The sequence below is a fragment of the Bailinhaonella thermotolerans genome, from assembly GCF_003594875.1.
Taxonomy (GTDB): domain Bacteria; phylum Actinomycetota; class Actinomycetes; order Streptosporangiales; family Streptosporangiaceae; genus Bailinhaonella; species Bailinhaonella thermotolerans.
In genome coordinates this window covers 846,919-870,674 of the sequence record NZ_QZEY01000002.1, presented here as the reverse complement: position 1 = coordinate 870,674, position 23,756 = coordinate 846,919, and the positions used below count along the sequence as shown (strand labels likewise).

General features: G+C 73.6%; 19 protein-coding genes. 17 read left to right on the top strand and 2 right to left on the bottom strand.

Annotation, left to right across the window (positions count from 1 at the left end; genetic code table 11):
* The 14 genes from mreD to D5H75_RS08955 all read left to right on the top strand — a co-directional run bounded on the left by mreD (position 1) and on the right by D5H75_RS08955 (position 19,217).
* Positions 1-483 (top strand): rod shape-determining protein MreD, encoded by a 483-nt coding sequence (gene mreD / locus D5H75_RS09020; RefSeq protein WP_119925837.1) that lies wholly within the window; start codon positions 1-3, stop codon positions 481-483.
* Between the two features lie 28 nt (positions 484-511).
* On the top strand, positions 512-2,842 hold the full coding sequence (gene mrdA, locus D5H75_RS09015; protein ID WP_119925995.1) for a penicillin-binding protein 2: 2,331 nt from the start codon (positions 512-514) through the stop codon (positions 2,840-2,842).
* A 3-nt stretch (positions 2,843-2,845) separates the two neighbouring features.
* Complete coding sequence (gene rodA, locus D5H75_RS09010; RefSeq protein ID WP_119925836.1) at positions 2,846-4,006, top strand: rod shape-determining protein RodA; 1,161 nt, start codon at positions 2,846-2,848, stop codon at positions 4,004-4,006.
* A 199-nt stretch (positions 4,007-4,205) separates the two neighbouring features.
* Positions 4,206-6,128: a TIGR03960 family B12-binding radical SAM protein gene (locus D5H75_RS09005; protein WP_119925835.1), complete on the top strand. Its 1,923-nt coding sequence runs from the start codon at positions 4,206-4,208 to the stop codon at positions 6,126-6,128.
* Between the two features lie 244 nt (positions 6,129-6,372).
* The gene (locus D5H75_RS09000) at positions 6,373-7,596 is read left to right on the top strand and encodes an acyltransferase family protein (RefSeq protein ID WP_202637948.1); all 1,224 of its coding nucleotides are present in this window, start codon (positions 6,373-6,375) and stop codon (positions 7,594-7,596) included.
* A 294-nt stretch (positions 7,597-7,890) separates the two neighbouring features.
* Entirely contained in the window at positions 7,891-8,706 is an 816-nt protein-coding gene (locus D5H75_RS08995) for a TIGR03936 family radical SAM-associated protein (RefSeq protein ID WP_119925834.1), read from the top strand.
* Positions 8,707-8,812: 106 nt separating this feature from the next.
* Positions 8,813-12,127 carry an Rne/Rng family ribonuclease gene (locus D5H75_RS08990; protein WP_119925833.1) on the top strand — a complete coding sequence of 1,105 codons (3,315 nt, stop codon included), beginning with the start codon at positions 8,813-8,815 and terminating at the stop codon, positions 12,125-12,127.
* Positions 12,128-12,214: 87 nt separating this feature from the next.
* The gene (locus tag D5H75_RS08985) at positions 12,215-13,096 is read left to right on the top strand and encodes an ABC transporter ATP-binding protein (RefSeq protein WP_119925832.1); all 882 of its coding nucleotides are present in this window, start codon (positions 12,215-12,217) and stop codon (positions 13,094-13,096) included.
* An 85-nt stretch (positions 13,097-13,181) separates the two neighbouring features.
* Positions 13,182-14,390 (top strand): ABC transporter permease, encoded by a 1,209-nt coding sequence (locus tag D5H75_RS08980; protein WP_202637947.1) that lies wholly within the window; start codon positions 13,182-13,184, stop codon positions 14,388-14,390.
* A gap of 150 nt (positions 14,391-14,540) precedes the next feature.
* On the top strand, positions 14,541-14,855 hold the full coding sequence (rplU, locus tag D5H75_RS08975) for a 50S ribosomal protein L21 (protein WP_119925830.1): 315 nt from the start codon (positions 14,541-14,543) through the stop codon (positions 14,853-14,855).
* 12 nt (positions 14,856-14,867) lie between these two features.
* On the top strand, positions 14,868-15,125 hold the full coding sequence (rpmA, locus tag D5H75_RS08970; protein WP_119925829.1) for a 50S ribosomal protein L27: 258 nt from the start codon (positions 14,868-14,870) through the stop codon (positions 15,123-15,125).
* A gap of 203 nt (positions 15,126-15,328) precedes the next feature.
* Complete coding sequence (obgE, locus tag D5H75_RS08965; protein WP_119925828.1) at positions 15,329-16,693, top strand: GTPase ObgE; 1,365 nt, start codon at positions 15,329-15,331, stop codon at positions 16,691-16,693.
* 8 nt (positions 16,694-16,701) lie between these two features.
* Positions 16,702-17,850 carry a glutamate 5-kinase gene (gene proB / locus D5H75_RS08960; RefSeq protein ID WP_202637946.1) on the top strand — a complete coding sequence of 383 codons (1,149 nt, stop codon included), beginning with the start codon at positions 16,702-16,704 and terminating at the stop codon, positions 17,848-17,850.
* Positions 17,851-17,960: 110 nt separating this feature from the next.
* Positions 17,961-19,217: a glutamate-5-semialdehyde dehydrogenase gene (locus D5H75_RS08955; protein ID WP_119925992.1), complete on the top strand. Its 1,257-nt coding sequence runs from the start codon at positions 17,961-17,963 to the stop codon at positions 19,215-19,217.
* A 160-nt stretch (positions 19,218-19,377) separates the two neighbouring features.
* Here the strand turns inward: D5H75_RS08955 and D5H75_RS08950 are convergent, their stop codons facing one another.
* Positions 19,378-20,409 (bottom strand): M48 family metallopeptidase, encoded by a 1,032-nt coding sequence (locus D5H75_RS08950; RefSeq protein ID WP_202637945.1) that lies wholly within the window; start codon positions 20,407-20,409, stop codon positions 19,378-19,380.
* A 247-nt stretch (positions 20,410-20,656) separates the two neighbouring features.
* On the opposite strand from D5H75_RS08950, the gene nadD reads away from it, so the two are divergent.
* Positions 20,657-21,277: a nicotinate-nucleotide adenylyltransferase gene (nadD, locus tag D5H75_RS08945; protein WP_119925991.1), complete on the top strand. Its 621-nt coding sequence runs from the start codon at positions 20,657-20,659 to the stop codon at positions 21,275-21,277.
* Here the strand turns inward: nadD and D5H75_RS08940 are convergent.
* Positions 21,253-22,506: an RDD family protein gene (locus D5H75_RS08940; protein WP_119925826.1), complete on the bottom strand. Its 1,254-nt coding sequence runs from the start codon at positions 22,504-22,506 to the stop codon at positions 21,253-21,255. The two genes, nadD and D5H75_RS08940, sit on opposite strands and share 25 nt — an antisense overlap.
* A 182-nt stretch (positions 22,507-22,688) precedes the next feature.
* Between D5H75_RS08940 and rsfS the strand changes: the two genes are divergently transcribed.
* Positions 22,689-23,096 carry a ribosome silencing factor gene (gene rsfS, locus D5H75_RS08935; protein WP_119925825.1) on the top strand — a complete coding sequence of 136 codons (408 nt, stop codon included), beginning with the start codon at positions 22,689-22,691 and terminating at the stop codon, positions 23,094-23,096.
* Positions 23,093-23,725 (top strand): histidine phosphatase family protein, encoded by a 633-nt coding sequence (locus D5H75_RS08930; RefSeq protein ID WP_119925824.1) that lies wholly within the window; start codon positions 23,093-23,095, stop codon positions 23,723-23,725. Before rsfS ends, D5H75_RS08930 begins: the two co-directional genes overlap by 4 nt.
* The last annotated feature ends 31 nt before the right edge of the window (positions 23,726-23,756 follow it).

Below are 23,756 nucleotides of genomic sequence, written 5' to 3'. Positions count from 1 at the left end.
GTGGCACGGGGAATCAGCACCGGGCTGCTCGTCCTGGTGTCGCTGGTCGTCCAGGTGAGCGTGCTCAACCGGCTGCCGCTGCCCGGCGGCATCGCCGCCGACCTGCTGCTGGTGGAGGTGGTCGCGATCGGGCTGTGCCGGGGGGCGTTCACCGGCACGGTGAGCGGCTTCGTCATCGGCCTGGTCTCGGACGCCGCGCCGCCTGCGGACCACCCGCTGGGTTACTACGCGCTGGTGTTCTGCGTCACCGGGTTCCTGGCCGGGCGGTCCCTGGAGCGCTCCGGCGAGACGTCGGTCGCGCTCGCGATGTTCTGCGTGGCCGTGGGCACGATGCTGTTCCCGATCGTGGGCCTGATGCTCGGCGACGAGCGCATCGCCTGGGGCCTGGTCGGGCGCATGCTGCCGCTCGCGCTGCTCTACAACCTGCTGGTCTGCCCGCTCCTGGTGTGGCTGCTGGGCCGGGTGCTCGGGAGGCGGCCGTGAACGTCCCCGGAGGTCCCGCGTGAGCCTCATGCAGAGCCGGATGATCGCCCTGCACGTGTTCGTGGTCGTCATGCTCGTCGTGCTGGCCGGCCGCCTCTGGCAGGTCCAGGTCATGCGCGGCCAGCACTTCGTCACCGTCGCCAACAAGACGCAGACCCGCGCCGTCGTCGTGCCCGCCGTGCGCGGCCAGATCCTCGACGCGGTCGGCCGCCCGCTGGTGCGCAACCGCACGTCCCTCGTGGTCTCGGTGGACACGATGGAGCTGAGCCGCATGCCGGACAAGGGCAAGGCCGTCATCGGGCGGCTGGCCGAGCTCCTCGGCCGCCCCGCGGTGGACATCCAGAAGCGGGTACGGCTGTGCGGGCCCAAGGTGTCGCGCCCGTGCTGGCCCGGCTCGCCGTACCAGCCGGTGCCGGTGGACGACCACGTGTCCACGCCGATGGCGCTGCAACTGCTGGAGCGGCAGGAGGAGTTCCCCGGGGTCAGCGCGCGCGTGCAGGCGGTGCGCGACTACCCGCTGGGCGACGACGGGGCGCAGATGCTCGGCTACCTCCAGCCGGTCACCCAGCAGGAGCTGGAGCGGCGGGTCGGGCTGAAGGCCAGCTTCTCCGGGGTGGACCTGGTGGGCCGGTCGGGCCTGGAGGCGCAGTACGACGAGTACCTCCGCGGCAAGCCCGGCGTGCGCGCCTACAACGTGGACCGCATGGGCAAGATCATCGGAACCGAGAGCCACATGGCCCCGACCACCGGCGACACGCTCGTGACCAGCATCGACGCGCGGGTGCAGGCGTCCGTGGACGCGGCGCTGGACAAGGTCATGCGGCGCGCGAAGGACCGCCCGGACGGCGCGGCCGGGGTCGTGCTCGACGTCAAGACCGGCCGGGTGATCGCCCTGTCGAGCCTGCCCACCTACAACCCCAAGATCTGGATCGGCGGCATCTCCGACCCGGCCTACCAGCGGCTGCTGTCGGAGAAGAACGGCAAGCCGCTGACCTCGCGCGCCACCAACGGCGAGCTGGCGCCGGGCTCCACGTTCAAGGTCGTCTCGGTGGCCGGGGCCGTGAAGGACGGATACCCGCTGCACGGCACCTACGACTGCCCCGGCACCTTCCGCGTGGGGAACCGCGAGTTCCGCAACTTCGAGGGCGTCGCGCACGGCCGCATGAACCTGCACCAGGCGCTCGTCGTCTCCTGCGACACGATCTTCTACCGCTTCGCCTACGAGCAGTGGCAGCGCGACGGCGGGATCCGCCCGCGCGCCAAGCCCCGCGACCCGCTGGAGGCCATGTCCCGCGCGTTCGGCTTCGGCCGCCGCACCGGCATCGACCTGCCCAACGAGGCCGACGGCCGCATCCCGTCCCGCGAGTGGAAGCGGGACCTGTGGGAGGTCACGCGCGAGGAGAACTGCAGGCGCGCCAGGACCGGCTATCCGGAGGTCCACCGCAAGGACCCCACGCGGGCGGTGTTCCTCAAGCGGCTGGCCGCGGAGAACTGCAAGGAGGGCTACGTCTGGCGGCCCGGTGACGCGGCCAACTTCTCCATCGGCCAGGGCGACGTGCTCGTCACGCCGCTCCAGCTCGCCGTGGCGTACGCCGCGCTGGTGGGCGACGGCAGGATCCGCTCGCCCCGGATCGCCCGCGCGCTGGTGCGGCCGGACGGCAGGGTCGTCAAGGAGATCACGCCGCCGGTGGTCGGCCGGCTGCCGGTCAGCGACGAGGTGCGCGACTACATGCGCCGCGCGCTGGCCGACGTGACGCGGGGCAAGGGCACGGCGGCCGGGCCGTTCAGCACGTTCCCGCTGGACCGCGTCCACGTGGCCGGCAAGACCGGGACCGCCGAGGTGTACGGCAAGCGCGACACCGCCTGGTTCGCCTCGTTCGCGCCCGCCCAGGACCCGCGCTTCGTCGTGGTCGTCATGGTCAGCCAGGGCGGCATGGGCGGCGGCGTGGCCGCGCCCATCGCCCGGGAGATCTGGGAGAGCATCTACGGCGTGGGCCGGCCCGCGGCGATGCCCGGCGGGGTGCCGCCGAGCGGGCTGCCGGCGTTCCAGGCCGACGGGACCGTGCGGGTGCCGCCGGACCCGCGGCACGAGGCGATCCCGGTCAAGACGCCGCGGGACTCCGAGCGCCCCGGCCGGCCCGGGCGCCCGGGCGACCAGGAGGAGGCCACCCCGCCCCGCCGCGGCCCCGATGACGCGCCGGGCGAGGGCACGGGCGACGGGACGGGCGAGGGACCCGGCGAGGGCACGGGAGAGGGACCCGGCGAGGGCACGCCCGGGAACGCCGGCGAGGACGGCCCCCGGGCGCGCGAGCCGGACGCCGACGACGGCCCGCGGAGGCCACGTGACCAGGGGGAGTAGCCCATGACGTCGCTGACGCGCTCACCCTCGCTCGCGCGCAGGGTCGCCGGGGTCGCCTCGCCGGTCTGGCGCATGGACGGCTGGCTGCTCGCCGCCGTCGCCGCGCTCACGGTGATCGGCACGCTGCTGGTCTGGTCGTCCACCCGCGCGTCGCTGGCCGGCGCCCCGTCCGGGCTGCTCCAGCGGCACCTGCTCAACCTGTGCATCGGGCTCGGCCTCGGCGGCGCCATCGCCATGGTGGACCACCGCTGGCTGCGCGCCTACGCGCCGCTGCTGTACGCCCTGGCCATGCTCGGGCTGCTGCTCGTGCTCACCCCGGCCGGCGAGACGATCAACGGGTCGCACTCCTGGATCGTGATCGGCGGGGCGTTCCAGTTCCAGCCCTCGGAGTTCGCCAAGCCCGCGCTGGTCCTGGGCCTGGCGCTGCTGCTGGCCGAGGTGCGCGAGGACGACGTGCGCCCCCGCGACTTCGACGTGTGGCTGGCGCTGGGCATCGCGGCGATCCCCATGGGGCTGGTGATGCTCCAGCCCGACCTGGGCACCACCCTGGTCCTGGTGGCGATCACCGCGGGCGTCCTGATCCTGTCGGGCGTGCGGATGCGCTGGATCGCCGGGCTCGCCGGCGTCGCGGTGGTGGCGGCCGTGATCGTCTGGCAGTTTCAGCTCCTGGAGGCCTACCAGGTCAACCGCTTCATGGCCTTCATCGACCCCTCGCTCGACCCGCGCGGCGCCGGCTACAACAGCCGCCAGGCGCTGATCACGATCGGGTCGGGGGAGGTCTTCGGCAAGGGCCTGTTCAACGGCGGCCAGACCACCGGCAAGTTCGTGCCCGAGCAGCACACCGACTTCGTCTTCACGGTGGCGGGGGAGGAGCTGGGCTTCGTCGGGGCCGCCGCGATCGTCGGCCTGCTGGGCGTGGTCCTGCTGCGCGGCCTGAAGATCGCGCGGGAGTGCGAGGACCGCTTCGGCGCGCTGGTCGCCTCGGGCATCGTGTGCTGGCTGGCGTTCCAGATGTTCATCAACGTGGGCATGACCATCGGCATCATGCCGATCACCGGCCTGCCGCTGCCGTTCGTGTCGTACGGCGGCACCGCCACCTTCGCCAACTTCATCGCCATCGGCCTCCTCCAGGCCATCCACATCCGCGAACGCTCGTACGGCTGACGCGTCCGGGACCCCGCGCCGCCCGGGCCGTGCCGGAATCCGGGGCGGTGCGCGCCGTACGGGGCGCGGCGCGAGCCGTACGGGACGCGGCGGCCGTACGGCGCGGGAGGCGCGGACGGGGGCGGTGGGCGCACCGCGCGGGGCGGGAGGGCGGCGCGGGGCGTGCGGGGCAGGGGACGGCGGCGGCTAGGCTTGGCGTATGTCTGTCGAGTCGTTGTTCCCCCGCCTGGAAGCGCTGCTGCCCAAGGTGCAGAAGCCGATTCAGTACGTCGGCGGCGAGCTGAACTCGACCGTCAAGGAGTGGGACGACGCCGACGTCCGCTGGGCGCTGATGTACCCCGACGCCTACGAGGTCGGCCTGCCCAACCAGGGCGTGCAGATCCTCTACGAGATCCTCAACGAGCTGGACCGCACGCTCGCCGAGCGCACCTACGCCGTGTGGCCCGACCTGGAGGCCCTGATGCGCGAGCACGGGGTCCCGCAGTTCACGGTGGACGCGCACCGGCCGGTGCGGGCGTTCGACGTGCTGGGCGTGTCCTTCTCGACGGAGCTGGGCTACACGAACCTGCTGACCGCGCTGGACCTCTCGGGCATCCCGCTGCGGGCCGCCGACCGGGGCGAGGACGACCCGATCGTGCTCGCGGGCGGGCACGCGGCGTTCAACCCCGAGCCCATCGCCGAGTTCCTCGACGCGGCGGTGCTGGGCGACGGCGAGCAGATCGCCATCGCGATCACCGAGGTCATCCGGGAGTGGAAGGACGAGGGCCGCCCCGGCGGGCGCGACGAGCTGCTCATGCGGCTCGCGGAGTCCGGCGGCGTCTACGTGCCCAGGTTCTACGACGTCGAATACCACCCCGACGGGCGGATCAAGCGGGTCGTGCCCAACCGCGAGGGCGTGCCCTGGCGCGTCCACAAGCACACGGTCATGGACCTCGACGAGTGGCCCTACCCCAAGAAGCCGCTGGTCCCGCTGGCCGAGACCGTCCACGAGCGGTTCAGCGTGGAGATCTTCCGCGGCTGCACGCGCGGCTGCCGGTTCTGCCAGGCGGGCATGATCACCCGCCCGGTGCGCGAGCGCTCGATCACCACGATCGGCGACATGGTCGAGGCGGGCGTCCGCGAGTCCGGCTTCAACGAGGTCGGCCTTCTGTCGCTCTCGTCGGCCGACCACTCCGAGATCGGCGACATCGCCAAGGGCCTGGCCGACCGCTACGAGGGCACCAACACCTCGCTGTCGCTGCCGTCCACCCGCGTCGACGCCTTCAACATCACCCTCGCCAACGAGTTCTCCCGCAACGGCCGCCGCTCCGGCCTGACGTTCGCCCCCGAGGGCGGGTCCGAGCGCATGCGCAAGGTCATCAACAAGATGGTCTCCGAGGAGGACCTGATCCGCACGGTCTCCACGGCGTACGGCCAGGGCTGGCGGCAGGTCAAGCTGTACTTCATGTGCGGCCTGCCGACCGAGGAGGACGAGGACGTGCTCGCCATCGCCGACCTCGCCCGCCGCGTGATCCAGGCCGGGCGTGAGGTCAGCGGCTCGCGCGACATCCGCTGCACGGTCTCCATCGGCGGGTTCGTGCCCAAGCCGCACACGCCGTTCCAGTGGGCGGCGCAGACCGACCACGAGACCGTGGACCGCCGCCTCAAGGCCCTGCGCGACACGCTGCGCAAGGACCGGGAGTACGGCCGGGCCATCGGCATGCGCTACCACGACGGGAAGCCGTCGGTGATCGAGGGCCTGCTCTCGCGCGGCGACCGCCGGGTGGCCAAGGTCATCCGGGCCGTGTGGGAGGACGGCGGCCGCTTCGACGGCTGGAGCGAGCACTTCTCGTTCGAGCGCTGGATGTCGTGCGCCGAGAAGGCCCTGGCCGACGAGCCGGTGGACCTCGACTGGTACACCCTGCGCGAGCGCGACGAGAACGAGGTCCTGCCCTGGGACCACCTCGACGCCGGCCTCGACCGCGAATGGCTCTGGCAGGACTGGCAGGACGCGCTCGGCGAGGGCGAGGTCGAGGATTGCCGCTGGACCCCCTGCTACGACTGCGGCGTATGCCCGACAATGGGGACAGAGATCCAGATCGGCCCGACCGGTAGAAAGCTCCTCCCCCTGACGGTGGTCTGACGGGGCCTGGCGGCCCGGCCAGGGCGACAGGCTTACGAGGGGGTACCCCGTGCGGGACGACGACCGAGATCACGAGGCCGGGCCCGCCACGCCCGCCCCCTCGCCCGCCGCGCCGCAGGACCGGCCCTCCGCCGGTCCCGTCCCAGGTCAGCGCGCCACACGTCCACCGGAACCGGCGGCCGCGGAGCCCGGGGCGGACGCCGCGACCGCCGCGCCGGAGGCCGTGAGAGCGGCGCCGGAGGCCGTGAGAGCGGCGCCGGAGGCCCTGCGAGCCGCGCCGGAGGCGGCGGCCGCCGTACGGCCGGGCGGGCAGGGGGCCGGAGCCGAGCCCGTGGCGGGAACCGCGGCCGCGCCGGGAGGCGGGGCGACGCGGGCCGACCCCGGACCGGTCACGCGGGACCGCTACGTGGACTGGCTGCGCGCGCTCAGCCTGATCGTGGTGGTGCTCTGGCACTGGTGCTTCACGATCCTGCAGTGGAGTCCCGGCGGGCCGCAGCCGACGAGCCCGCTGGGGTTCACCTCGGGGCTGTGGGTGTTCACCTGGCTGCTCCAGGTGCTGCCGCTGTTCTTCTACGTCGGCGGGCACGTGCACCTGCTGTCGTGGGAGCGGGCGTGCGCGCGCGGCGTCGGCATCGGGGCGTTCGTCTGGAAGCGGCTGCGCGCCCTCGCGATCCCGGGGCTGTCGCTCGCGCTGACCTGGGCGGTGCTCGGCGCGATCGTCGGGCGCGCGTTCGACCTGTCCTGGATGGGCCAGGTCGTGATCCTGATCATCAGCCCCCTGTGGTTCCTCGCGGTCTACCTGGTGCTGATCGCGCTGCTGCCGATCTCGCTCTACCTGCACCGCAAGTACGACGTCCTCGTGCTCATCTGGCTCGGCGGGGCGGCCCTGGCGGTGGACGTCCTGCGCTTCCGCTACGGGATCGACTGGGTGAGCTGGCTCAACATGGTCCTCGTCTGGGGCCTGGCCCACCAGGCCGGGTTCTTCTACGAGCGCATCGTGCGGCTGCCGCGCCGCTTCGACGTCGCGATCCTCACGACGGGCCTGTTCGCGCTGCTCGGCCTGGTCTTCTCCGGCCTCTACCCCGGCTCCATGGTCGGCGTGCCCGGCGAGCTGTCCAACATGGCCCCGCCCACGTTCGTCATCGTGGCGCTGCTGGTCTTCCAGATGGGCGTGGTGGAGGTGTTCCGCCCCGTCATGGAGCACCGGCTCCAGCGGCCCCTGTGGCACCGGGTCAACGAGACCATCAACCGCTTCGCCCTCCCGCTCTTCCTCTTCCACACCACCGGGATGGCGATCGCCCGCGGCCTGGGCTGGTGGGTGTTCGGCGAGGATCTGAACGACCACGTGCCCCCCGACCTGCAGTGGTGGCTCACCCGCCCGCTGGCGATCGTCGCCCCGCTGCTGTGCACCCTCCCGGTGATCGCCCTGTTCGGCCGCCGCTGGCGCCGCCGCCCCATATCCAGGTAGGCCGCGCCCCGTCCCCCATCCCGGCGGGCGCGACCCGTCCCGGCGGGCCGCCACCACGCCGGGGGAGGGTGTCTCCGGACCCTGTCCCGGAGGTCGGATCGGCCTGTCTCCCCGGCCGGATCCGCCGGAAATGGAGGGGTTTGCACCGATTTACCGGTGCCTCTCTGTGAGGGACGGGCCGTCAAGGGTGAACAGTGCTCTTGTCAGGAGGCTTATCCTTGGTGCAACTGGATTTGACACGGGAAGGACGACACCGCTCTGAAGCCTGTTCCCGACGGCCCCCCGCCCGCGCCCGTGGCGCAGCGGTTGCGGGTTCGTTACGCCAAACGAGGGCGGCTGCGATTCACCAGCCACCGCGACATCTCGCGTGCAGTCGAACGCGCCGTCCGGCGGGCGGGGATTCCGGTGGCGTTCAGCGCCGGCTTCTCCCCGCACCCCAAGATCTCCTACGCGGGCGCCGCTCCCACCGGGGTCGCCAGCGAGGCCGAATACCTTGAGATCGGCGTGACGACACCCTGCGACCCCCAGCGGCTCCGCGCCGACCTGGACTCCTCGCTGCCCCCCGGGCTCGACGTGCTCGACGTCGTCGAGGCGTCGGGAGGCGCCCTCGCCGACCGGCTGGAAGGGTCGTCGTGGGAAGTGCGCCTGGACGGGGTAAGCCCCGGACGGGCGCGCGAGGCCGTGGAGCGGTTCCTCGCCGAGCCCGTGGTCGAGGTCGAGCGCCTGACCAAGAAGGGAGTGCGGCGCTTCGACGCACGTACCGCTGTGGTGTCCCTGGCGGTGGACGAAACCGCCGGTCACGACGCCGAGCGGCGCGCCGGGGAATATCAGGCTGTCCCTTGTGCGATACTTCGAATGGTTGTTCGGCACATGACACCCGCCGTACGACCCGACGACGTCCTCTCCGGACTGCGTCAGGTGGCCGACCTCGCGCCGCCGGCACCGCCTTCGGTGACCAGGCTGGCGCAGGGGCCTCTGGACGCGTCCGGCGGGCTCGCCGACCCGCTCGCCCCCGACCGGGGAGCTCGTGAGCAGGGACCGGCAGGCGGCGCAGGCGAAGAGGCCGTGCCCGCGCCCGCGAATGCGGCGGACGCCGTCGTCGGCCGATAGGACTTCGCGCCGGAGCCCGCCCCGAGGCGGCGCCGGCGATGAGCGAGAGACGAGAGCTCCCGCGCGGCGCGGCGACGCGCCCGGGAGCTGACGGGAGACTGCCCGGATGCTCGACAACGAGCCCACAGGCGAGACCGAGGGTCCCGCCGAGACGACGACAGAGACGACCGCGGACGTGAGCACGGAGGCGAAGACCCCGAGGCGCAGGCGCACCGCCAGCCGCCCGGCGGGACCGCCCCCGGACGCCGGGGAGGAGATCGCCGAGGTGGCGCCAGCCCCCTCGGCTCCCGTCGTGCCCGCGGGCGAGGTGCGCGAGGCGGCGCCGCCCGCGCCCGCCGCCCGCGCCACGAGGCAGGCCGGGCCGCCCCCCGCCGACCTGGAGGAGCCCGAGCCCGCCCCGGCCCGCAAGACGACCCGCACGCGCAAGGCCCCCACCACGACCGCCGCCACCACGACAGCGGCCACCACGACGGCGGCCACCCGGACCCGCCGCAAGGCCGCCGCCCCCGAGGAGACGGCCGAGGACGCGGCGCCCGTCGTCGTGCCCGCGGGCGAGGTGCGCGAGGCCGCGCCGCTGGCCCCCGCCGCCCGCGCCACGCGCCAGGCCGGCCCGCCGCCCGAGCCCGAGGAGACGGCCGTCCCCGAGACCGCCGCCCCGGCCCGCAGGACCACCCGCGCCCGCAAGGCCGCCCCCGCCGGGGAGGCCGAGGCCGCCGCGACGGTCACCGCGGCCGAGACGGGCGAGGCCGCCCCCGCGCGCACCAGGTCCCGCGCCGCCCGCAAGGCCGGCCCGCCGCCCGAGGAGCACGAGACGCCGCCGGCCGCCGAGCCCGCCGCCGTCCCGTCCGCCGCCGCCGAGCCCGAGGCCGAGATCGCGGTGGTCGAGAGCGAGCTGGAGCAGGCCCGCCCGGCCCGCCGTACCACCCGCCGCGCCGCCCGCAAGGCCGGCGCCCCCGGGGAGACCGCCTCCGCGGAGACCGCGCCCGAGGAGACCGCGCCCGAGGTTCCGGAGGCCGAGGTCGCGGAGGAGCGCCCGGCGCGCCGCCGTACCACCAGGACCAGGGCCAAGGCCGCCGCCGAGACCGAGGCGGCCGAGGCGGCCGAGGCCGCGGGGACGGCCGAGCCGGCCGCGCCCGCCGCCGAGGAGGACGAGAGGCCGCGCCGCCGCCGCGTCCGCAAGGCCGAGGCCGCCGAGGCCGCGCCCGCGGCCGAGCTGCCCGCCGCCGCCGACGACGACGATGACGACGAGGCCGGGCCCGAGGACGTCGAGGAGGCCGCGGCCGTGGCCGAGGTCGACGACGAGGGCAACGTCGTCGAGGACCTGCTCGCCGCGTTCGGCGTGGACGAGGTCGAGGTCGAGGAGGCCCCGCGCGTCCCCGCCGCCACCTTCCAGGCGCCGATGGTGCTGTTCCAGCCGCCGGTGGCCCCCGCGCCCGCCCCCGCCAAGCCCGCCGTCCCCGAGCCGGTCGAGCCCGAGGAGGACCTCGAGGCCGACCGCGCCGAGGAGGACGACGAGGAGCACGACGAGTCCGGCTCGCGCCGCCGCCGTCGCCGCCGCGGCGGTCGCGGCCGGGGCCGTTCCAAGGACGCCCAGGACGAGGGCGGCGAGGACGCCGAGGACGCCGACCACGAGGCCGAGCAGGCCCAGGCCGAGCGCGAGGAGACCGAGCAGGAGCAGTCCGAGGCCGGCTCGCGCCGCCGCCGCCGGCGTCGCCGCCGCAACGGCGAGGAGATCGAGCCCGCCCCCGACGAGCCGGTGAACACCGTGGTCCGCATCCGCGAGCCGCGCGCCGCCGAGCGCGTCGTGGACGAGGTGCAGGGGCTGCGCGGCTCCACGCGGCTGGAGGCCAAGAAGCAGCGCCGCCGCGAGGGCCGCGAGCACGGCCGCCGCCGTCCGCCGATCATCACCGAGTCGGAGTTCCTGGCCCGCCGCGAGTCCGTCGAGCGCGTGATGGTGGTGCGCCGCCACGGCGGGCGCACCCAGATCGCGGTGCTGGAGGACGGCGTGCTGGTCGAGCACTACGTCGACCGCGAGTCCAGCCAGTCGTACGTCGGCAACGTGTACCTCGGCAAGGTGCAGAACGTGCTGCCCAGCATGGAGGCGGCGTTCGTCGACATCGGCAAGGGCCGCAACGCGGTGCTCTACGCCGGCGAGGTCAACTTCGACACCGCCGGGCTGGAGGGCCAGCCCAAGCGCATCGAGTCGGCGCTCAAGTCCGGCCAGTCCGTGCTCGTGCAGGTCACCAAGGACCCGATCGGGCACAAGGGCGCCCGCCTGACCAGCCAGGTCAGCCTGCCCGGCCGCTTCCTGGTGTACGTCCCCGACGGCTCCATGACCGGGATCAGCCGCAAGCTGCCGGACAAGGAGCGCACGCGCCTCAAGCAGATCCTCAAGAAGGTCATGCCGGAGAACGCCGGCGTGATCGTCCGCACCGCCGCCGAGGGCGCGAGCGAGAAGGAGCTGGAGAGCGACGTCCGCCGCCTGGCCGCGCAGTGGGAGGACATCCAGCGCAAGGCCAAGACGGCCAGCCCGCCGGAGATGCTGTACGGCGAGCCCGACCTGACGATCCGCGTCGTCCGCGACATCTTCAACGAGGACTTCAGCTCGCTGGTGGTCCAGGGCGAGGACGTCTGGGAGACGATCAAGCCGTACGTCGAGCACGTCTCCGAGAACCTGGTGGACCGGCTCCAGAAGTGGGACGGCGACGAGGACGTCTTCGCCGCCTACCGCGTCGACGAGCAGATCGCCAAGGCGCTCGACCGCAAGGTGTGGCTGCCCTCCGGCGGCTCCCTGGTGATCGACCGCACCGAGGCCATGACGGTCATCGACGTCAACACCGGCAAGTTCACCGGCCAGGGCGGGAACCTGGAGGAGACGGTCACCCGCAACAACCTGGAGGCGGCCGAGGAGATCGTGCGCCAGCTCCGGCTGCGCGACGTCGGCGGCATCATCGTGATCGACTTCATCGACATGGTGCTGGAGAGCAACCGCGACCTGGTGCTGCGCCGGCTGGTCGAGGGCCTGGCCCGCGACCGCACGAAGCACCAGGTGGCCGAGGTCACCTCGCTGGGACTGGTCCAGATGACCCGCAAGCGGGTGGGCCAGGGCCTGCTGGAGGCCTTCTCCACGCCGTGCGAGTGCTGCAACGGCCGGGGCGTGCACGTCTCCACCGAGCCGGTGGCCGGCACGCCGGAGCCGCGCGGCACGCAGGGCAAGATGGCCATCGAGAAGGCCGTCGCCGAGAAGACGAAGTCCTCCTCGCGCCGCCGCCGCAAGGGCGAGGACGCCGAGGACGTGGCCCCGGCCGGGGTCGTGGCCGCCGCCGACGAGCCCGTGCGCGACACGGTCTCCGAGGAAGTGGTGGACACCCAGCCCAAGCGCCGCCGTTCCCGCCGCTCGCGCGGAGGCACCGAGGCCTAGGAGACGGGGGCCTGACCCGGAGGCCCCCGGAAACCGTGCGCCCTATGGCCCGTGGTCAGCCCTGATCGCGGGTCATAGGGTGTTCTCGTGCTCGAAATAGACTCTCTGCGCAAACGGTACGGCGACGTCGTCGCGCTGGACGGCCTGTCGTTCTCCGTCGAGCCGGGCCGGATGTACGGCTTCGTGGGCCGCAACGGCGCGGGCAAGACCACGACCATGCGCATCGTCCTCGGCGTGCTCGCGCCCGACTCCGGCGAGGTGCGCTGGCGCGGCTCCCGGGTGGACCGGGACACCGTGCGCCGTTTCGGGTACATGCCGGAGGAGCGCGGGCTCTACCCCAAGATGCGGGTCCTGGACCAGGTGGGCTACCTGGCCGAGCTGCACGGGGCGAGCCGCCGCGACGCCCGCGCCGCCGCCGCGCGGTGGCTGGAGGAGCTGGGCGTGTCCGCGCGGGCCGGCGACCGGGTGGAGGAGCTGTCGCTGGGCAACCAGCAGCGGGTCCAGCTCGCCGCGGCCCTCGTGCACGACCCCGAGGTGCTCGTCCTCGACGAGCCGTTCTCCGGCCTCGACCCGGTCGGGGTGGACGTGCTCGCCGAGGCGCTCAAGGGCCAGGCCGCGGCCGGCAAGCCGGTCGTCTTCTCCAGCCACCAGCTCGACCTGGTCGAGCGCATGTGCGACGCCGTGGGCATCGTGCGGGACGGGCGCATGGTCGCCGCCGGCACGATCGAGGACCTGCGCGGCGACGGCCGCCCCCGGCGGTACCGCGTCGAGGCGACGGGGGGCTGGGCCGCGGACCTGGCGGGCGTGACGGTGATCGAGCGCCGCGGCGACGTCGTGGTGGCCGAGCTGGCCCACGGCGTGGACGAGCAGCTCCTGCTCGACGCCGCCCGCGCCGCCGGCCCCGTGCGCGAGTTCACCCCGGTCAAGCCCTCCCTCACCGACCTGTTCCGCGAGGTGGTGGCCGAATGATCACGATGGGCGCGAACGGCGCCGCGGGCTCCTGCCGTACGGCGGGCCCATGCCGTACGGCGGCGCGGGGCGCGGAGGGGGAGCGATGACGGCGAACGGGAGGCTGCCGGCCTGGACGGGGATCCGGCTGGTCGCGCGCCGGGAGCTGGTGGAACGGCTGCGGCAGCGGTCGTTCATGGTCTCGACGCTGGTCACGCTGCTGATCCTGGTCGGCGTGGCCGTGCTGCCCGCGGTGATCGGCGGCGACGGCACCCATCGGGTGGGCTTCGGGCCCGGGGAGTCGCGGCTGGCCGAGGCGGTGACGGGCGCGGCCGGGCAGCAGCGGGAGGACGTGCGGGCGCGGTCGGTGCCGAGCGAGGCGGCGGCGCGGGCGGAGGTCTCCGGCGGCGATCTGGACGCCGCCGTGGTGAACGGGCGCGTGATCGTGCGGAGCGAGCTGGACCCGGTGCTGGGCGCGCTGCTCCAGGGCGCGCACGCGCGGACGGCCGCCGAGCAGCGCGTGGAGTCCCTGGGCGTGGCCCCGGACAAGGCGCGGGAGGCGCTGTCCCCGCCGCCGCTCCAGGTGACCGCGCTCGACCCGCCCGACCCCGGCGCGGACGCCCGCAAGGGGGTCGCGTTCTTCGCGGTCATCCTGCTGTACGGGCAGATCATCGGATACGGCATGTGGGTGGCCATGGGCGTGGTGGAGGAGAAGTCCAGCCGCGTCGTGGAGCTGCTGCTGGCCACCATGCGGGCGCGGGTCCTGCTCGCGGGCAAGGTGCTCGGCATCGGGCTGCTCGGGCTGATCCAGCTCGTCCTGGTGATCGCGGTGGGGCTGGTGGCCGTGCGGCTGACCGGGTCGGTGGACCTGCCCCTGGGGGTGCTGGGCGGCTCGGCGTTCACGCTGGTCGGCTGGTTCCTGCTCGGCTACCTGCTGTACGCCTGCCTGTTCGCCACCGGCGCGGCGCGGGTGTCACGGCAGGAGGAGCTCCAGAGCGTCACCGGGCCGATGATGATGCTGGTCATGGTGTCGTTCTTCGGGGCGCTGTGGGCGATGAACGCCCCGGACAACATGATCGCGCGGGTGCTCGGGATCATCCCGCCGTTCTCCGCGATGATCCAGCCGGTGCGGCAGGTCGCCGGATACGCCGACCCGTGGGAGGCGCCGGTCGCGCTGGCGCTCGCGGCCGCGGCGGTCGCGGGCCTGATGGTGCTGGCCGGGCGCATCTACGAGGGGGGAGTGCTGCGGATGGGCGGCACGGTATCGTTCAAGGAGGCGCTGGGCGGGCGGGAGTCCCGGTCGGTTCGACCTTGACCCGATCCATCCGGTACTCTTAGTCAGCAGTGCGTCTATGGCGTGCCTTGCTTTCGCGCCTCCCGGCCTTACCCCGTAGGTGGTCCTCTTCGACCCTGGGACGCTGGATGCGCGACTGATCGAAACTAAGGCCAGTAGAAGGGTTCCGCGGTGTACGCGATCGTTCGTTGCGGCGGCAGGCAGCAGAAGGTGTCCGTCGGTGACGTCGTCGAGGTCGACAAGGTCTCCGGCGAGGTCGGTTCCACGGTGACGCTGCCGGCGGTTCTCGTCGTCGACGGCGGCGATGTCACCAGCGACCGGGCAGCTCTCGGTGCCTACCAGGTCACCGCCGAGATCCTCGGCGAGACCAAGGGCCCGAAGATCAACATTTTGAAGTACAAGAACAAGACCGGTTACAAGAAGCGCCAGGGTCACCGCCAGCGGTACACCCAGGTGAAGGTCACCGGCATCAACTCCGGGAAGTAGGTAGAGAGCCAGATGGCACACAAGAAGGGCGCCTCCTCCACTCGGAACGGCCGGGACTCCAACGCCCAGCGCCTGGGCGTGAAGCGCTTCGGCGGCCAGCTCGTGAACGCGGGTGAGATCATCATCCGTCAGCGTGGCACCCACTTCCACCCCGGCGACAACGTCGGCCGTGGCGGTGACGACACGCTGTTCGCGCTGGTCGCGGGCCACGTCGAGTTCGGCAACAAGCGTGGCCGGCGCGCCGTGAGCATCGTCCCGGTCGCGGAGTAGATCCGCGATACGGAAACGACGTAGAGCAAGGGCGGATCGAATAACCGATCCGCCCTTGTTGTTTCGCTGAAGACGCCGTTCACCGGCGGCCCCCGCGCGGGGGCCCGGGACGGCGCGGCGATTCGCAACCGGGGTCTCCGTCACCGGACGCCCCGGACTCCGGGGCGCGGACGCACCGGGACCCGGAACCAGGAGGGGAAGCAGTGGCCGATCACAGCAGGCAGTTCGTGGACCAGGTCGTCCTGCACGTCAAGGCGGGCGACGGGGGGAACGGCTGCGCCTCCGTGCACCGGGAGAAGTTCAAGCCGCTCGGCGGCCCCGACGGGGGCAACGGCGGGCGCGGCGGGGACGTGATCCTGGAGGTCGACCCCAACACCGCGACCCTCCTCGACTACCACCGCCGCCCGCACCGCAAGGCCGGCAACGGCAAGCAGGGCGCCGGCGGCAACCGGGACGGCGCCAACGGCGAGGACGTCGTGCTGCCCGTCCCGAACGGCACCGTGGTCAAGGACGCCAGGACCGGCGAGGTGCTCGTGGACCTGGTCGGCGCCGGCACCCGCTACGTCGTCGCCCAGGGCGGCCACGGCGGGCTGGGCAACGCCGCGCTCGCCACCGCCAAGCGCAAGGCCCCCGGTTTCGCCCTGCTCGGCGAGGAGGGCGAGGCGCTCGACGTCACGCTGGAGCTGAAGACGCTCGCGGACGTCGCGCTCGTCGGCTTCCCCAACGCCGGCAAGTCCTCGCTGGTCGCCGCGCTCTCCGCGGCCCGGCCCAAGATCGCCGACTACCCGTTCACGACGCTCGTGCCCAATCTGGGCGTCGTCACCGCGGGCGAGACCGTCTTCACCGTCGCCGACGTGCCCGGGCTGATCCCCGGCGCGTCCGAGGGCAAGGGCCTGGGCCTTGAGTTCCTGCGCCACGTGGAGCGTTCCTCCACGCTGGTGCACGTGCTCGACTGCGCCACCCAGGAGCCGGGCCGCGACCCGGTCAGCGACTTCGAGGTGATCGAGGCCGAGCTCGCGGCGTACGGCGAGCTCGCGGACCGCCCCCGCCTCGCCGTACTGAACAAGGCCGACGTGCCCGAGGCGCGCGAGCTGGCCGAGCTGGTCAAGCCGATGCTGGAGGAGCGGGGGCTGCGCGTCTTCGTCATCTCCGCCGCGTCCCGCGAGGGGCTGCGCGAGCTGTCGTACGCCATGGGCGAGATGGTCGCCGCCGCCCGCGCCGCCGCGCCCGTGGAGGAGCCGACGCGGCTGGTCATCCGGCCCCGCCAGCTCGGCGGGCAGGAGTTCGAGGTGCGGCGCACCGGCGAGAACTCCTTCCTGGTCACCGGCGCCAAGCCGAGGCGGTGGATCCGGCAGACCGACTTCGCCAACGACGAGGCCGTGGGCTACCTGGCCGACCGGCTCAACCGCCTGGGCATCGAGGAGGCCCTGCGCGAGGCCGGGGCCGAGGCCGGCGCCGAGGTCGTCATCGGCTCGGAGGAGGACGGCTACGTCTTCGACTGGGAGCCGTCCCTGGACGCCTCCGCCGCCCACCTCGGGCCGCGGGGCACCGACAACCGCATCAACTGAACCTCCCCATGAGACAGGAGCGCACGGTGATCGACCCCGGGGCGTCGCGCGAGTCGCTGGCGAAGGCGGGCCGCGTCGTGGTCAAGGTGGGATCGTCCTCCCTGACCACCCCGCAGGGCACGATCGACGGGGACCGGGTGGACGCCCTCGTGGACGTGCTCGCGCGGCGCAGGCTCGCCGGCGCCCAGGTCGTCCTCGTGTCCTCCGGGGCCATCGCCGCCGGGCTCGGCCCACTCGGGCTCACCGCCCGGCCGCGCGACCTGGCCACCCAGCAGGCCGCGGCCTCGGTCGGGCAGGGCGTGCTGGTCGCGCGCTACACCTCCTCCTTCGCCCGGTACGGCCTGCGCGTGGGCCAGGTGCTGCTCACCGCCGACGACATGATCCGCCGGTCGCACCACCGCAACGCCCAGCGGACGCTGGTGCGGCTGCTGGAGCTGGGCATCGTGCCGGTGGTCAACGAGAACGACACGGTGGCCACCGACGAGATCCGCTTCGGCGACAACGACCGGCTCGCGGCGCTGGTGTCGCACCTGGTGCACGCCGAGGGGCTCGTGCTGCTGTCCGACGTGGACGCGCTGTACGACGGGGATCCGCGGCGGCCCGGCGCCCGGCGGCTGAGCGAGGTGCGCGGGCCCGCCGACCTGGAGGGCGTCGAGCTGGGCAGGTCCGGCCGCGTCGGCACCGGCGGCATGATCACCAAGGTGCAGGCGGCGCGCATCGCCACCGGCGCGGGCGTGCCGGTCGTGCTCACCGCCGCGGCGCACGCCGCCGCCGCGCTCGACGGGCGCGACGACGTGGGCACGTTCTTCCACCCGGCGGGCCAGCACCCGGGCACCCGCCTGCTCTGGCTGGCCCACGCCGCGACCGGCCGCGGGAGGCTCTCGCTCGACGCCGGGGCCGTGGAGGCGGTGGTGGAGCGGCGCAAGTCGCTGCTGCCCGCCGGGGTGACCGGGGTGGACGGCGACTTCGCGGCCGGGGACCCGGTGGACCTGTGCGGCCCGGCGGGGGAGGTGGTCGCCCGGGGCCTGGTGAACTTCGACGCCGGCGAGATCCCGGGGCTGCTGGGCCGCTCCACCCGCGACCTGGCCGCCGAGCTGGGGCCCGAGTACGAACGCGAACTCATTCACCGCGACGATATCGTTGTGCTCACACCGTGACGGCGGCCGACGGCGCCCGCCGGGACCGGGGGCGCCGCGCGGCGGCGCGCCCGGCTCGCGATCCGATCCCGAGACAGTCCCCTGAGCTCCATCAGCCCGTGGAGGCCGTGATGACCGAGGCAGAGCAGTTTCTCGACGTGGCGCGACGCGCCAAGGACGCCGCCGCCGAGCTGGCGCCGCTGCCGCGCTCGGTCAAGGACGCCGCGCTGCGCGTCCTGGCCGACGCGCTGGTGGAGCGCTCCGCCGAGATCGTGGCCGCGAACGCCGAGGACGTCGCCCGCGCCCGCGAGAACGGCACGAGCGCCGCGATGATCGACCGGCTGCGTCTCGACGAGGACCGGATCGCCGCGATCGCCGACGCCGTGCGCCACGTGGCCGGGCTGCCCGACCCCGTGGGCGAGGTGGTGCGCGGCTCGGTGCTGCCCAACGGCCTGGAGCTGCGCCAGATCCGGGTGCCGCTGGGCGTGGTCGGCATCATCTACGAGGGCCGCCCCAACGTCACCGTGGACGCCGCCGCCCTCTGCCTGAAGAGCGGCAACGTCGCGCTGCTGCGCGGCTCCTCCTCGGCCTACTCCTCCAACACCGCGCTCGTCGAGATCATGCGGGACGCCCTGCGCGGCACCGGCGTGCCCGCCGAGGCGGTCCAGCTCGTCCCCGGCACCTCGCGCGAGTCCGTCCAGCACCTCATGAAGGCCCGCGGTCTCGTCGACGTGCTGATCCCGCGCGGCGGCGCGTCCCTGATCAACTCGGTCGTGGAGAACTCGGTCGTGCCCGTGATCGAGACCGGCGTCGGCGTCTGCCACGTCTACGTGGACGCCGAGGCCGACCTCGACATGGCCCTGTCGATCCTGCTCAACTCCAAGACCCAGCGCTGCTCGGTGTGCAACGCCGCCGAGACCCTGCTCGTCCACCGGGACGCGGCCCCCGGCTTCCTCCCCCGGGCGCTGGCCGCGCTGGCCGAGGCGGGGGTGACGGTCCACGGCGACAAGCGCGTGGCCGAGTACAGCGCCGACGTGGTCCCGGCCACGGAGGAGGACTGGGCCACCGAGTACCTCTCCCTCGACATCGCGGCAGCGGTGGTGGACGGCCTGGAGGACGCGGTGGCCCACATCCGCCGCTACGGCTCCGGCCACACCGACGCGATCATCACCCGCTCCCAGCCCGCCGCCCGCCGCTTCGTCTCCCTGGTGGACTCCGCCGCGGTCGTCGTCAACGCCAGCACCCGTTTCACCGACGGCGGCGAGTTCGGCTTCGGCGCGGAGATCGGCATCAGCACCCAGAAGCTGCACGCCCGCGGCCCCATGGGCCTCCCCGAGCTGACCAGCACCAAGTACGTCGTGACCGGCGACGGCCACATCCGCGCCTGACGCGCCCTCCGGCCCGCCCCGCCCCCGGCGGAGCGGGCCGCCGCCGTGTCCGGGTACGGCGGCAAATTCGTGATCTACAACGTAAAGGTGGCCGGGTGAGACGGGAGAAGGGCTCGCCTCGGGGGGAGGGAGCCCTTCTCGGGAGCGGGCGGGGCGGGGCTCAGGAGCCGGAGCCGCCGCGGCCGGTCATGCGGGTGAAGATGCGCTCGCCCGCGCTGACCACGCCCTCGGCGACGTCGCGGACCAGGCCCACGAAGGGGTCCTGCGACTGGGCCCAGGACTCGCGGTAGGACTTGGCGGCGTTCTTGACCTCTTCGGAGATCTTGGCCTGCGCGTCGTCGGCGCGGCGGGGGTAGTCGCCGGCGAGGATGCGGTCGTACTCCCCGCCGCGGCGCCAGCGGTCCAGCTCGGCGAAGCGGGAGACCGCGAACGGGTGGGTGGTCCCGATCAGGTTGAGGACCTTGAGGAGGCCGTCGCGCACGTCACCCGCGGTGTCGTACTCGCGGGCCTGGTCCATGAACGCCTCGGTGTTCATCTCGTGCAGCCGCGACCCGCCGGCCATCTTCATCAGCGCGCGCAGCGCGGCGTCGGGGTCCTGCCCGGCGAGCAGGCCCGCGCGGTCGGAGGACAGCTCGGCCTTGCGCTGCCACTCCTCCAGCGCGGTGACGATGATCCGCAGGCCGATGTAGCCGAGCGGGATCCACGCCACGCGGGTCGCGAGCCGGGTGAGGATGGCGAGCATGGTGCCGTAGACGGCGTGGCCCGACAGGATGTGCCCGGTCTCGTGCCCGACGATGAACCGCAGCTCCTCCTCGTCGTACAGGTCGAGCATGCCGGAGGAGACCACGATGAACGGCTCGTCGAAGCCGATCGCCATGGCGTACGCCTTGGGGTCCTGCTGGACGTAGAGCTCCGGGATGCGGTGCAGGTCGAGGATGTAGGCGGCGTCGCGGCCCATGTCGTGCAGGCCGCGGAACTGGGTCTCGGAGGTGCGCACGGCCGACGCGAGGAACATCAGGCGAAGGCGGCGCTCGCTGAACAGCCCGGCCATGCGCTTGAGCACCGAGTCGAACCCGGAGAGGCTGCGCATCGCCACGAGCGCCGAGCGGTCGGCGGGGTGTTCGTATGCTCGGGAGCTGATTCCGGGGAAGCGCACCCGGTTGCGATCCGGCGTGGAGGTCATATCGGGCATGCTATGTCGACGCTCCGGCGCTTCCCAGAGTTCCCGTCACCCGGCATGGCGCGAGCCGTACCCGCTCCCGCCTGGCCGTAAGATCCTGACAAGACGAGGCGATGGGGTTTACAAGGACGGGTGAAGTCCGCCCCCCGGGCCTCGCGGGCGGGGCGGGCGCGGCTCCAGGGGCGGCGGAGACCGCAGAGGCGGTTCCGGCGGGGGGCGGTAGGCGTTCTCCGCGGACGAGGCGCTAGTGTCCCAGAACATGAGGAGTGGGGCCTCTAACGGCATCAAGCGCCTGGGCGTCATGGGCGGGACGTTCGACCCGATTCACCACGGTCACCTGGTGGCGGCCAGCGAGGTGGCGCATCACTTCGACCTCGACGAGGTGGTGTTCGTGCCGACCGGCCGGCCGTACCAGAAGAACGACCGCGAGGTCTCCCGGGCCGAGGACCGGTACCTCATGACGGTGATAGCGACCGCGTCGAACCCCCGGTTCTCGGTGAGCCGGGTGGACGTGGACCGTCCCGGCGAGACCTACACCAAGGACACCCTCCGCGACGTCCGCGCCGAGTACGGCGACGACGTGGACATCTACTTCATCACCGGCGCGGACGCCCTCGCCCAGATACTGACCTGGCAGGACGCCGAGGAGCTGTTCGAGCTGGCGCACTTCATCGGCTGCACCCGCCCCGGCCACCACCTCCACGACCCCGGCCTCCCCGAGGGCAAGGTCAGCCTCATCGAGGTCCCCGCGCTGGCGATCTCCTCCTCCGAGTGCCGCGAGCGCGTGGCGGCGGGCGAGCCCATCTGGTACCTCGTCCCCGACGGCATCGTCCAGTACATCAACAAGCGCAACCTCTACCGCGACGAGGCGATGGTCTGAGACGCGCGCACGACGCCGCCCGCGACCACGTCGTGCAGGCACCGCCGCGCCGGATCCACCAGCATCCACCCCAGATCCACCAGCAGGAGCGCCACGCCGTATCCGGGCGTCAGCAGGAGCACCGGGCACACGAGCGCGCGCACGGCCGCCCGCCCGGCCGGGAGGGGCGCGCCCCGGCGCTGCGCGCTCAGGCCCGCGAGGACCTTGCCGGGGGTCCAGCCCCGGAACCCCCAGCCGTAGAGGAACAGCACCAGGACGAGCGGTGAGTTCCAGGGCGCGAGCTCGCCGGCGCCGCCCACGGACGGGACGCCGGTGAGGCCGCCGAACCCGGCGACGTCGAGCGCCTCCGTGAGCGTCTCCGACAGCACGCAGACGACCGCCCAGTCCACGCCGATCGCCAGGAGCCTGCGCCGGTACGGCGGAGCCGCGCCGGGCGCGACGCCCGCGGAGGGGGTGAGCCCGGCGAGGATCGCGGCCGCCGCGTAGGCGAGCTGGGTGGGCCCGGCGAAGGAGAGGGCCGCGCCGAGCCAGGCGGCGCTCCCCGGCGGCAGGAGCTCGCCGTCCTCCCCGGCGAGGCAGGGCTGGGCGAGCGTGACGACGGCGGGGAGGAGCAGCGCGACGGCCAGGGGCCGGACCGGCGCGGCGCTCCCGGAACGGGACCGGGCCAGAAAGGCGGCGAGCACGAGGAGGGCCGGGAGCCCCCAGTCGACGGCGGCGGCCGCGATCTCGATCACCTCATTCGCCACGAACTCGGCGAGGCCCGGCCGGGGCGTCATCACCCCGGTCCTCGTGGGGACCGGCGCGGGCGGGCCGGGGCTCCAGCGGAAGTAGTCGTGGTCGCCGCCGACGAGAAGGTCGAGGAACCCGGGCTCGCGCCCGCCGGGGTCGTCGAGCCCGAGCCAGTGCGACACGCTCGCGTCGTCCCCCGGCGTCCCGCCGCGGACCTCACCGGGACCGCCGGGCAGGCCACGGCCGTCGAGGAGACCGCCGAGGTCTTCCTCGTCCTCCGTGAGCGCCCGGCCGTCCGGCGCCCGCACGTAGTACCGCTCCTCGTACACCACCTCCGCGCCGTCCGCGCCCGGCCCCCCGGAGTCGTATCGAAGGCCGGGCGGCCACCAGTGGAGCCAGTGCTGGTTGAGCGTTGGGAGGGCGGCCGCGGCCAGGGCGGCGAGCCGGACGGCCGGGAAGCGCCGCGGCGAGCCGGGCGGTGGCGGGGGAGAGCCGGGCAACGGGGGTCCTTCGGTGGGAACGGGGCCCTTCGGTGAAAGGGGGGAGCGAGATCATGTCATGGCGGGGAAAACAGATGGCCGGGGCACAGTACGCTCGAAGACACTTCACTGAACATGTGGGGGTCTCGCCCGGGATCGGGTAGAGAGGTGGAGTCCCCGACCTAGGAGGTCAGCGCACCAAAGTGAGTGCATCTGAGAGGGCCGTCGAGATGGTCACCGTCGCGGCTGAGGCGGCGGCCGACAAGCTCGCCGACGACATCATCGCCTACGACGTCAGCGACCAGCTCGTCATCACGGACGCGTTCGTTCTCTGCTCGGCGAGCAACGACCGGCAGGTCCGCGCGATCGTCGACGAGATCGAGGACCGGCTGCGCGACATCGGGGCCAAGCCAGTGCGCCGCGAGGGCGAGCGCGAGGGCCGCTGGGTGCTGCTGGACTACGTGGACATCGTCGTCCACGTCCAGCACGAGGAGGACCGCACCTTCTACGCCCTGGAGCGGCTCTGGAAGGACTGCCCCGGCATCGAGCTGCCCGAGAGCGTGACCGCGGTCGCGGCGCAGCGCGCGCGGGGCGCCGGGACGGCCGAGTGAGCAGGCGGGTCGTCTGCTGGCGGCACGGCCAGACCCGGTGGAACGTGGAGCACCGCTTCCAGGGCCACAGCGACATCCCGCTGAACGAGACCGGGGTGGCGCAGGCGGCGCGGGCCGCGGCCATGCTCGCCGCGCTGCGGCCGTCGCTGATCGTCTCCTCGGACCTGCGGCGCGCGGCGGACACCGCCCGGGCGCTCGGTTCGCTGACCGGGCTGCGCGTGGAGCTGGACGAGGCGCTGCGCGAGCGCGGCGGCGGCGAGTGGGAGGGCCTGACCTCCACCGAGATCAAGGCGCGCTGGCCGGAGGAGTACGCCTCCTGGAGCCCGCCGTTCGGTGAGCCCGTGAGCGACGTCGCCGACCGGGTGGCCGCCGCGATCGAGGGCTGGGCCGCCAAGACCGACGAGGACGGCACGCTCGTGGTCGCCTCGCACGGCGCGGCGCTGCGCCTGGGCATCTGCCGGCTGCTGGGCCTGCCGCAGGACCTGTGGTCGGCGATCGGCGGCCTGGGCAACTGCTCCTGGTCGGTCCTGCACGAGGGCCGCTCGGGCTGGCGGCTGCTGGAGCACAACGCCGGCACCCTGCCCGAGCCCGTGAGCAGCGACGACTCGCCCGCCGCCACCGCCTCCTGACCGCGGGCCCTCGCGCGGGGGCCGGGAGCCG

Bases quoted from the DNA above. Each gene is read 5' to 3' on its own strand.
- proB (WP_202637946.1), top strand. From the start codon at position 16,702: ATGAGACAGGAGCGCACGGTGATCGACCCCGGGGCGTCGCGCGAGTCG.
- D5H75_RS09005 (WP_119925835.1), top strand. From the start codon at position 4,206: ATGTCTGTCGAGTCGTTGTTCCCCCGCCTGGAAGCGCTGCTGCCCAAG.
- rodA (WP_119925836.1), top strand. From the start codon at position 2,846: ATGACGTCGCTGACGCGCTCACCCTCGCTCGCGCGCAGGGTCGCCGGG.
- mrdA (WP_119925995.1), top strand. From the start codon at position 512: ATGCAGAGCCGGATGATCGCCCTGCACGTGTTCGTGGTCGTCATGCTC.
- D5H75_RS08990 (WP_119925833.1), top strand. From the start codon at position 8,813: ATGCTCGACAACGAGCCCACAGGCGAGACCGAGGGTCCCGCCGAGACG.
- D5H75_RS08980 (WP_202637947.1), top strand. From the start codon at position 13,182: ATGACGGCGAACGGGAGGCTGCCGGCCTGGACGGGGATCCGGCTGGTC.
- rpmA (WP_119925829.1), top strand. From the start codon at position 14,868: ATGGCACACAAGAAGGGCGCCTCCTCCACTCGGAACGGCCGGGACTCC.
- D5H75_RS08950 (WP_202637945.1), bottom strand. From the start codon at position 20,409: ATGCCCGATATGACCTCCACGCCGGATCGCAACCGGGTGCGCTTCCCC.
- D5H75_RS08955 (WP_119925992.1), top strand. From the start codon at position 17,961: ATGACCGAGGCAGAGCAGTTTCTCGACGTGGCGCGACGCGCCAAGGAC.
- nadD (WP_119925991.1), top strand. From the start codon at position 20,657: ATGAGGAGTGGGGCCTCTAACGGCATCAAGCGCCTGGGCGTCATGGGC.